Source organism: Arthrobacter sp. H35-D1, assembly GCF_030063185.1.
GTDB lineage: Bacteria > Actinomycetota > Actinomycetes > Actinomycetales > Micrococcaceae > Specibacter.
This window is the reverse complement of sequence record NZ_JASISP010000027.1, coordinates 43,210-52,091: the sequence shown is the minus strand read 5'-3', so window position 1 is coordinate 52,091 and position 8,882 is coordinate 43,210. Positions and strand designations below refer to the sequence as shown.

9 protein-coding genes are annotated in these 8,882 nt (G+C 63.1%); 5 read left to right on the top strand and 4 right to left on the bottom strand.

Annotated elements, in window-relative coordinates; translation table 11 throughout:
- Window positions 1-155: 155 nt before the first annotated feature.
- Both QMG25_RS18335 and coaA read right to left on the bottom strand, forming a co-directional pair.
- The gene (locus QMG25_RS18335; protein WP_283462509.1) at window positions 156-1,229 is read right to left on the bottom strand and encodes a M15 family metallopeptidase; all 1,074 of its coding nucleotides are present in this window, start codon (window positions 1,227-1,229) and stop codon (window positions 156-158) included.
- The gene (gene coaA / locus QMG25_RS18330; protein ID WP_283462512.1) at window positions 1,229-2,206 is read right to left on the bottom strand and encodes a type I pantothenate kinase; all 978 of its coding nucleotides are present in this window, start codon (window positions 2,204-2,206) and stop codon (window positions 1,229-1,231) included. The genes QMG25_RS18335 and coaA overlap by 1 nt, the downstream gene beginning before the upstream one ends.
- 133 nt (window positions 2,207-2,339) lie before the next feature.
- On the opposite strand from coaA, the gene glmS reads away from it, so the two are divergent.
- The 3 genes from glmS (at window position 2,340) to QMG25_RS18315 (ending at window position 6,298) form a co-directional block, all read left to right on the top strand.
- Entirely contained in the window at window positions 2,340-4,265 is a 1,926-nt protein-coding gene (glmS, locus tag QMG25_RS18325) for a glutamine--fructose-6-phosphate transaminase (isomerizing) (RefSeq protein ID WP_283462508.1), read from the top strand.
- A gap of 154 nt (window positions 4,266-4,419) precedes the next feature.
- Window positions 4,420-4,767, top strand: coding sequence for a holo-ACP synthase (locus tag QMG25_RS18320; RefSeq protein WP_283462507.1), 348 nt, complete (start codon window positions 4,420-4,422; stop codon window positions 4,765-4,767).
- Between the two features lies 1 nt (window position 4,768).
- Window positions 4,769-6,298 (top strand): NAD(P)H-hydrate dehydratase, encoded by a 1,530-nt coding sequence (locus QMG25_RS18315; RefSeq protein ID WP_283462506.1) that lies wholly within the window; start codon window positions 4,769-4,771, stop codon window positions 6,296-6,298.
- Window positions 6,299-6,606: 308 nt separating this feature from the next.
- Here the strand turns inward: QMG25_RS18315 and QMG25_RS20650 are convergent, their stop codons facing one another.
- On the bottom strand, window positions 6,607-6,741 hold the full coding sequence (locus QMG25_RS20650) for a hypothetical protein (RefSeq protein WP_502866445.1): 135 nt from the start codon (window positions 6,739-6,741) through the stop codon (window positions 6,607-6,609).
- Window positions 6,742-6,750: 9 nt separating this feature from the next.
- Between QMG25_RS20650 and QMG25_RS18310 the strand changes: the two genes are divergently transcribed.
- Window positions 6,751-7,020 carry a hypothetical protein gene (locus QMG25_RS18310; RefSeq protein WP_283462505.1) on the top strand — a complete coding sequence of 90 codons (270 nt, stop codon included), beginning with the start codon at window positions 6,751-6,753 and terminating at the stop codon, window positions 7,018-7,020.
- Between the two features lie 648 nt (window positions 7,021-7,668).
- On the opposite strand, the gene QMG25_RS18305 is transcribed toward QMG25_RS18310, so the two are convergent.
- Entirely contained in the window at window positions 7,669-7,839 is a 171-nt protein-coding gene (locus tag QMG25_RS18305) for a hypothetical protein (protein ID WP_283462504.1), read from the bottom strand.
- A 497-nt stretch (window positions 7,840-8,336) separates the two neighbouring features.
- Here QMG25_RS18305 and QMG25_RS18300 point away from each other — a divergent pair, with 497 nt between their 5' ends.
- Window positions 8,337-8,855 (top strand): hypothetical protein, encoded by a 519-nt coding sequence (locus tag QMG25_RS18300; protein WP_283462503.1) that lies wholly within the window; start codon window positions 8,337-8,339, stop codon window positions 8,853-8,855.
- Window positions 8,856-8,882: the final 27 nt, after the last annotated feature.

Below are 8,882 nucleotides of genomic sequence, written 5' to 3'. Positions count from 1 at the left end.
ATCAGCCAAGCCCGTGCCCGCTTCCGCAGCTCAAGCTAAGGACGCGAAGCGGTACCGATGTCCTGAGACATCAAGTGTCACCAAAGTCCTGAGGCAGAACTGTCACCGATGTCCCGAGAGATCACAAACTCATTAATATATTCTTTGACATCTTTTTATTTGTAATCGGGAGCTCCGGGAAGACCGGCATACTCTTCGTAGCTGTGGATGCCGCGCACGTCCATGTCCCTGGCCACAGTGATGCCCAAATAGCGCAGGTGCCACGGCTCGGCCAGGTATCCGGTGACGGACTCCTCGCCCGGGGCGTAGCGCACCACAAAACCGTAGTCGGCCCCGTGGGCTGCCACCCACCGGGCGGCAGCCGTGGAGGCAAAGCAGGAAGAAAAGTCGCAGGCCGTTCCGGCATTGGCATCGCCAATGTCCATTGCCAGCCCGGTTTGATGCTCCGAGAAGCCGGGACGGGCAGAGGTGGTATCTGTGGCAGCTGTGCCCTTGTTGGCTACATAGCCGTTGTAGACCGAGACCTGGGTGTCGAAGGATCGGTAGCTGCTCTTGATGGTGATGCGGACGCCGTCGGCCGCTGCGGCGGCAAACATGCGTTCAGCGGCGGCGGCGGCATCGGCGCGCAGCAGGGGAGGTTCTGCCGAGCCTGCCTCGACGGCGGGCACCACCAAGTTCGCTGGCACATAAGCTTCCGGATGGAGCGGGCGGCGCTTGTTGACAAGCGCCAGCGGGCTGCCCGGATCGTTGATGTCCCACAGGGCCCGGTCCTTGGGGGTGGCGTTTCCCGACTCAAACAACTTTTGCAGGGGTGAATCGGCTGCGGCCCCAGCCACCAGCGGGGCAGCGGCCGTGCCGGTGATGGGTGACGGGGAGCTGCCCGCGCCCGAGAGCGTTGACGGTCCCTTGGAAGGCTGTTGTGCGGGCCGTGATGGAGTTGCCCCTGACTGCGTTTCGGCAGGTGACGCGCTTGACTGGGTTGAAGCGAAAGACCGGGCAGGCCCTGCGGAGGTGTCCGGCGTCGTCAGTGAGTGGGCGGGTGCAGCGGCGGGGGAGGGCAGTCCGGGGTCCACGCCCGGGGCAAGTGCCTGGGCGCCGGAGAAAATGATCGCTGCTCCGGCCAGCGAGAGGGCTATGCCGCCTGGCCGGGGCCAGGAAAGTTCGCGCTTGATCCGGGCGCGGTGCGTTTGGCGGGGACGGCGGGCCTGGTGAAAGCCGACAACCGGCACTAGACCTTCCTCAACAGCATGCGCCGAATGGAGTGGTCGGCCTCCTTGGTCAGCACCAGCTGTGCGCGGCCGCGGGTGGGCAGCACGTTTTGGACCAGGTTGGGTTCGTTGATGTTCTTCCAGATCCTGGATGCGGTGGCTGTTGCCTCGGAGTCGGAGAGGTCGGCGTAGCGGCGAAAGTAGGAGTCCGGATTAGCGAAGGCGCTGGTGCGCAGGGACCGGAAACGCTCGATGTACCACTGCTCGATGTAGCTGGTTTTCGCATCGACGTAGATGGAAAAGTCGAAGAAGTCGCTGACGGCCAAACCTGAGCGGCCGTCGCTGCGGGGGCGGGCGGCGGCCAGCACATTCAAGCCCTCCACAATGAGCACGTCGGGGCGCCGGACAACAACCTCCTTGTCCGTCAGGATGTCGTAGGTCAGGTGCGAGTACATGGGGGCGCGGACTTCATCGGCGCCGCTCTTGACAGTGCTGACAAATCGCAGGAGAGCGCGGCGGTCGTAGGATTCCGGGAAACCCTTGCGGCCCATGAGCCCCCGGCGCTCCAGCTCGGCATTGGGGTAGAGAAAGCCGTCGGTGGTGACAAGTTCCACATTGGGGGTGTCGGGCCAGCGGCGGAGCATCTCGCGCAGCACGCGGGCCGTGGTGGACTTGCCGACAGCCACCGACCCGGCCACGCCAATGACAAAGGGGGTGCGGGAGCCGCGTTCGCCCAAAAAGGTGGTGGTCGCGCTGTGCAGGTGTCCGGCAGCGCCCACGTACAAATTCAGGAGCCGTGAAAGCGGAAGATAAACGTCATGGATCTCGCGCATGTCCAGTTGGTCGCCCAAACCACGGAGGCGTTGGACGTCGGCCTCGTCCAAGGGCTGCTCAATCTTATTTGCCAGACGGGACCAGGTCTGGCGGTCCAGCTCCACAAAAGGGGAGGCGCTGATGCTGCTGCCGGACTCAGTTCTTTGCGCTGTCACACTTTCAATTCTGCCTTGTTTGGGGCGGGGTGGGAAACGACGGAACTGGGGGGCCGCTTGACGGGTGACTCATTTTCAGCAGAAGTTCCACGATAGGACGTAGAACGTCCTGTGAAGCGCCCGGGGTTTATGATTGATTTTCATGTGTGGAATTGTGGGATACGCCGGTACCGCCCCGGCTCAAGGAACTGCTTCAGCAACAGGCCACAGCGCCCTCGACGTGTTGGTTGAGGGGCTGCGCCGCTTGGAATATCGGGGTTACGACTCAGCAGGTGTTGCCGTTGCAGGTGCCGGTGGCATGGAGGTCCGCAAGCGCAGCGGCAAGCTCGCCAGATTGCTTGAAGAGTTGGAGCAGAACCCGCTGCCGACCGGCATGACAGGCATCGGCCACACGCGTTGGGCCACGCACGGCGGCCCCACGGACGCCAACGCCCATCCCCACGTGGTGGACGGCGGCGCGCTGGCCGTGGTGCACAATGGCATCATTGAAAACTACTCGGTGCTCAAGGCCGAACTTCTGGACAGCGGGTACTCCTTCGCTTCCGAGACCGACAGCGAAGTTGCGGCCACGCTGCTTGGGGATATCTTCCGGGGCATGGGCGGGGAGACTGGCGACCTCGGTGCGCAGGGGCGGGCGTCGGGCAGTCGCCTCGCCCATGCGATGCAATTGACAGCACAGCAATTGGAAGGTGCCTTCACGCTCGTGGCCACCCACGCAGAGGAGCCCGGCGTCGTGGTGGCGGCCCGCCGGAACTCGCCCCTCGTGGTGGGGTTGGGGGACGGCGAGAACTTTCTGGGTTCCGACGTCTCCGGATTCATCGACTACACGCGCAGGGCTGTTGAGCTGGGCCAGGACCAGGTGGTCACGATCACTGCCGACAGCGTGGAAATTACGGACTTTTACGGAGCGCCGGGCGTGGGCAAGGAATACAAAGTCGACTGGGACGCCGCGGCTGCCGAGAAAGACGGCTACCCCTCCTTTATGGAAAAGGAAATCAACGACCAGCCCGACGCGGTGGCCCAGACCCTTTTGGGCCGCAGCGATGTCGAAGGCAACCTTGTTCTCGATGAGCTCCGTGTTGCCCCGGAGGTGCTCAAGACCATCAACAAGATCATAGTGCTGGCCTGCGGCACCTCCGCCTACGCAGGCCAGGTGGCGAAGTATGCCATTGAGCATTGGTGCAGGATTCCGACGGAAGTGGAGCTGTCGCACGAGTTTAGGTACCGGGATCCCATTGTTGATGACCGCACGCTGATCGTGTCCATCTCCCAGTCGGGGGAGACCATGGACACGCTGATGGCCGTTCGCTATGCCAAGGAGCAAGGAGCCACAACGGTTTCCATTTGCAACACCAATGGTTCCACGATTCCCCGCGAGTCCGACGCCGTGTTGTACACGCACGCGGGTCCGGAAATTGCTGTCGCTTCAACGAAGGCGTTTCTTGCCCAAATCACGGCGGCGTATCTCTTGGGCCTTTATTTGGCACAATTGCGCGGGAATCTTTTTCAGGGGCAGATCAAGGATATTCTGGCCGAGCTGGCCAAGACGCCGGCCAAGATCGCCAGTGTTCTGGACCATGCGGGGCAGATCAAGGAACTGGCCCGCAGCATGGCAGACACCCGCACGGTCCTGTTCCTTGGCCGCCACGTGGGCTACCCGGTGGCCATGGAGGGGGCCTTGAAGCTCAAGGAGCTGGCATATATCCATGCCGAGGGCTTTGCTGCAGGAGAGCTCAAGCACGGACCCATTGCCTTGATCGAGGAAGGCCAGCCGGTGATCGTGGTGGTGCCGTCCCCGCGCGGGCGTGATTCGCTGCATGCCAAGGTGGTCTCCAATATTCAGGAAGTCAGGGCACGCGGTGCCAAAACCATTGTGATTGCCGAGGAAGGCGACGAATCTGTGCGCGCCCACGCCGAGCACGTATTTTACATTCCGGAAACCAGCACGCTGCTGGCCCCGCTGCTGACCACCGTGCCCTTGCAGATCTTTGCCTGCGAGCTTGCCACGGCCAAGGGCTACGATGTGGACCAGCCGCGCAACCTAGCCAAATCCGTCACCGTGGAATAGCTGCGGATCCTGCGTCGGGACCGGCATACCCTCGGCCGCTTTCCGACCGCCGGCCGCAAGCGGACTTACGGTCTCCCTGACGCGGCCTGCGGGAACACCGGTCTCGCCGGCTGCCGCTTCACTGCGTGGGAGCGGGTGGGGATAGGCTGGGGTCATGATTATTGGCATTGGTGTGGACGTGGTTGACATTGAACGGTTCGGGCGCCAGTTGGAAAGGACGCCGGGGCTGCTCGACAGGCTCTTTGTGCCGGCCGAACGCGGCCTGAACACGCAGTCCCTGGCGGCGCGATTTGCCGCCAAGGAGTCGGTGGCCAAGGCGCTGGGTGCCCCGGCCGGCATGAACTGGCAGGACTGTTGGATCGGCCTGGACGAGCACGGCCCCACCATCAACGTCAAGGACACTGTGGCGGCAGTGGCCAAGTCCAAGGGCATCAAGCACTGGCACCTTTCCATAAGCCACGACGGCGGTATTTCCACCGCCATGGTCATCGCCGAAAGCTGACATGATCAGCGCCTACTCGGCCGCCGCCGTCCGCGCCGCCGAAGCACCCCTGCTGGCCGCCGGGCGCGGCCCGGAGCTCATGCGCACGGCAGCGCACGGTTTGGCCAGGGGCGTCGCCGCGATGCTGCGCACCCGGGGACGCGGGGTGTACGGGGCCAAGGTGGTGCTGCTGGTTGGTCCGGGCAACAACGGGGGCGATGCTCTCTTTGCCGGCGCCTGGCTTGCTGCCCGCGGTGCACGCACGACGGCGCTGCTCACCGGCGGCCGAACCCATCCCGACGCACTGGCTGCTTTCCAGGGCGAGGGCGGACGGTGTATTTCCCTTCTTGCCGACGCGGCCGATCCTGCCCGCGCGGCGGCCGACTTTCTAGCAGAAGCCGGAACGTCCTACATCGTGGTTGATGGGTTGCTGGGCACGGGGGGCAGGGGAGGACTTCGGGAGCCGGCGGCGGGGATCGTGGCCAAGCTGGAGCAGCTGTCCGCAGGCGCGCGGCCGGTCGTCGTGGCCTGCGACCTGCCCAGCGGCGTTGACGCCACCACGGGCGAAGTTCGCGGCCCCGTGTTGCGGGCAGACCTGACTGTCACCTTTGGCGCTTACAAGACGGGGCTCGTTGCCGCCCCGGGTGAGCAGTTCTGTGGCGAAGTCAGCCTTGTTGACTTGGGGCTCGGGCCCCATCTTGGAGAGGCCGACGTGCTCCGGCTTGAATCGGCGGATATTGCCGCACTGCTGCCAGCGCCGGACGCAACCGACCAGAAATACACGCGCGGCGTGGCTGGGATCATTGCTGGCTCCGGGCAGTACCCGGGTGCGGGGCTGCTGGCAGCTGCTGCGGCGTCCGCCTGTGGGCCCGGCATGGTGCGGTATCTGGGGCCGGCCCCAGTGGCTGCAGCCATTCATGTGCGAAACCCGGAAGTCGTGTGTTCGCAAGATGCTCCGCCGGATGTCAGGGTCCAGGCCTGGCTGGCCGGACCGGGGATCGACGGGGATGACCGGCAGCTGGGGCGGGCGCGTGAAGCCATGGAGTCGGGCGTGCCCACGGTGCTTGATGCAGCTGCCCTGGCGCTCGTGTGTCCGGACGTCGGAGGAAAAAACGCCCTGCTTGTGCTGACCCCGCATGCCGGGGAGCTTGGCACGCTTTTTTCGCGCTGCGGCATTGAGCTGGACCGAGACGGCATCGAGGCCGCGCCGCTGGCCGCGGCTCGCAAGGCCGCACAAGTATTTGGTGCAAACGTGCTACTTAAGGGGCCTACAACTGTCGTGGCAGCACCAGACGGCACTGCCTTCACCCAAGCCAATGGAACTGCGCGTCTTGCCACCGCCGGAAGCGGGGACACCCTGGCTGGGATTCTCGTTGCCTTGCTGGCCATGGCACCGTCACCGCCCGACTATGCTGCGTTCGCCGCGCTCGCGGTGGCATTGCACGGCGAACTGGCCAGCAGCACACCTGTACGGGAGCCGTTCAATGCCGGAATGCTTGCCAGCCGGATCCCCGACGTGTGGGGGCGTCTCGCAGCGAGCTCGCCAAACTAAGTAGAAAGGACGAGCAGAAAGCACGGATGTATGGCTTCATCAAGGTGAACCCAACGCAGACGTACAGACTGCTATTTCCGGCCAACATCCCTTTGGCCTGTTCGATCACTGCTCTGTTGTTGAGTGCCCTTGGTAGGTGCTCGGCCAAGACCGATTGTTCCCTCTGGGAACGTTCCTGCAACAGTCGAACCGTGGACACCTGTCTTGGTCACGCTCCTGATTGCTGTTCACTGCCGCTCGCCCGGTGGCGCAACTCCTTTCAACGACCGCCGACATTTCCCCAACCGCGATATTGTCCGCACACTTCGTCAATCGCTAAGATCAAGAATGCGTGCAAGGACGTCGCGAGACACGGCCAGAATCGGTCGCTCAGAGGCAAGGGAGCGGGCGCGCAGCACGGCCAACGCCTGTGCCGGCGATATCCTCAGCTGTCCCGCGATCATGCCCGTGGCTTGATGTACCTCGGTTTTCTCAGCCACGCTGGCGGCTACTGCCGGATGAACGGCGCCGGGGCCCGCGCCGGCCTGCAAGTAGAGCAGAACGGCCACGGCAGCATCGCCAAAAGCCAATGCCGCTTCCAGGTCGCCGCTGTCGAGGTCTCCCTATGCATCGCGGTACAAATCCATCACGCCCAGCAGAATTTCGCCGATCTGCAATGGAAACGCGAATACCGCTTTGACACCAGCTGCAAGGGCACCGACCGCGAATCCTGGCCAGCGTGAGGGCGCGGTAAGTTCCAACTGGGGCTGCAATACCGGCCGTCCCAGTTCCGCGGAGTCAATGCATGGCCCCTCCCCGAGCGTAAATTGAAGCTCCTCAAGGACCCTGGCAGGCCCGTCGGTGGCGGCGAGCGTCCCGATGGGTCTGCCTTCAACCATCGAAACGATCCCAGCACTTGTCACTGACAGCGACTGTGCGCAATCGCGCACCAACAGGGCAGGAAGTTCCGCGTCCATGACGGTGCCGGGCACCAGTCGGAAGTCAGCAGCGTAGCCTGCGGCAGGAGCCGACGTCAGCGCAGAGCTGCACAGGCAGCTCTTGACGCGATGCGAAACTGGTTGAGAATTGCCGGTGGGAGAGTGTCTCTGCCGACCGAATGACCGTAAAAACCATCACAATTCATGCATGTGTAGCTTATTTCCAAACGACAGCTGCGGTAAGGCCGGACCGCCTCAAGCGATTCAATCAAAATGTATTCGTCCGTTCCGCATTCGCTGCACCACGGGCCATCAACGCCTGTGGTGGCCAGCAGTGAGCTGAAACCAAAATGCGGGCTGGAGTTCACGGCTGCACTGCCAAGCTGCATAGGGTTCCGGCAAACGCAACCACCGGGCTTCTTCGGCTTGGGGACAGCCTTGAATGGCGGCTTGTTAGACCGAGGAACTCTTGCGCCCGCCAATGAAACGGAGCAGCCACACAATGGCAGCGATGATCAACAGGACGATCCCCACCCACAAAAGCCAATGAACGGCGGTGGAGAAGCCTCCAACGAAGAGCAGGATGATTGCAATCACTGCTATGGCGATGACTAGTACGTTCATTTGGATCACATTCCATTCGGTTGTGGTGCTGCGAAGCCAGCCGTGCTTGCGGCGTGGCGTTGGAGGTGAAGGAGTAGCGGATCGCACGTTCACGCGGTGTCACGACAAAGACAGCTGAATCCGCATTCGATGGAGTGCTCATGAAGCGATGGGTGGAACTGATGTCCACGGTGCCACGGGCCCTATGCTCGTCTGGCCATAGATGCATGTGGACCCCTCAGATGTAGCTCGCTCAAGGCGCTACCGGGTCCGGGGCAGCAACTGCTATATGCCAGTTATAGAGTGATACACGCCACTTTGTCAAGGAAAATTCGGCCGGTCGGAGCAGCCTCATTGCCACAGCCACAAGCGCATCGTACCGTTGAAGAAAAGACGGTGGACGGCTTGCAGGAAAGGCCATTCCAGCATGACGGGCGCGAGGAAGAGGCGGCCTGAACGGTGTTGGAATCCCCCAGCCCTTGGGCAATGACGCCCACTGAATAGATCCGGAGACGGTGATGATGGGTTCCAGCAACGATCCAGTGGAAATCTCCGTCCACTTCGGCCCGGACGATTGGACCGAAACGAGGCTGGCCATGTTGGTGGGCTCGTACCAGGACAGGCTCCGTGGCATGGGAGCGCCTGCAAAGGACATTGTCACCGAGGTCGACAAACAGGAGGACGGGTCCGTCAGAATTCATGTCAGCTGGAATCGCCGAGGCACCGTCATGCATACGATGACCGGCCGCGACGCTTCGGGCAGGCTTGTTCCAGACGGAGACAGGCCCGGCCTCATCATGTACACGGAAGACGACGGCGAGACGTACTTGGAAGTCCCGGAGAAACAATCCACGGCCCCACCGGACCCGGTTGCGTGGGCACGTCAAACAGGGCGCACCACCTACCGGGGGCCGGGGAACGCAGTGCCATGGCCCTGGTTTGCCGGCATTGGGGCAGGCCTGGTCGCAGCATCCGTTTGCATTGGTTGGGTCCGGGGCAAGGCGAGAGGCAAGGCGGAAGGCCGCGGCACGCATTGATCCGTGCAACCCGGTAGTCCCACCCGC

Excerpts from the sequence above, each read along its gene's own strand:
- QMG25_RS20650 (WP_502866445.1), bottom strand. The coding sequence starts at position 6,741 with ATGATCGCGGGACAGCTGAGGATATCGCCGGCACAGGCGTTGGCCGTG.
- QMG25_RS18315 (WP_283462506.1), top strand. The coding sequence starts at position 4,769 with ATGATCAGCGCCTACTCGGCCGCCGCCGTCCGCGCCGCCGAAGCACCC.
- QMG25_RS18320 (WP_283462507.1), top strand. The coding sequence starts at position 4,420 with ATGATTATTGGCATTGGTGTGGACGTGGTTGACATTGAACGGTTCGGG.
- QMG25_RS18300 (WP_283462503.1), top strand. The coding sequence starts at position 8,337 with ATGATGGGTTCCAGCAACGATCCAGTGGAAATCTCCGTCCACTTCGGC.
- glmS (WP_283462508.1), top strand. The coding sequence starts at position 2,340 with ATGTGTGGAATTGTGGGATACGCCGGTACCGCCCCGGCTCAAGGAACT.
- QMG25_RS18305 (WP_283462504.1), bottom strand. The coding sequence starts at position 7,839 with ATGAACGTACTAGTCATCGCCATAGCAGTGATTGCAATCATCCTGCTC.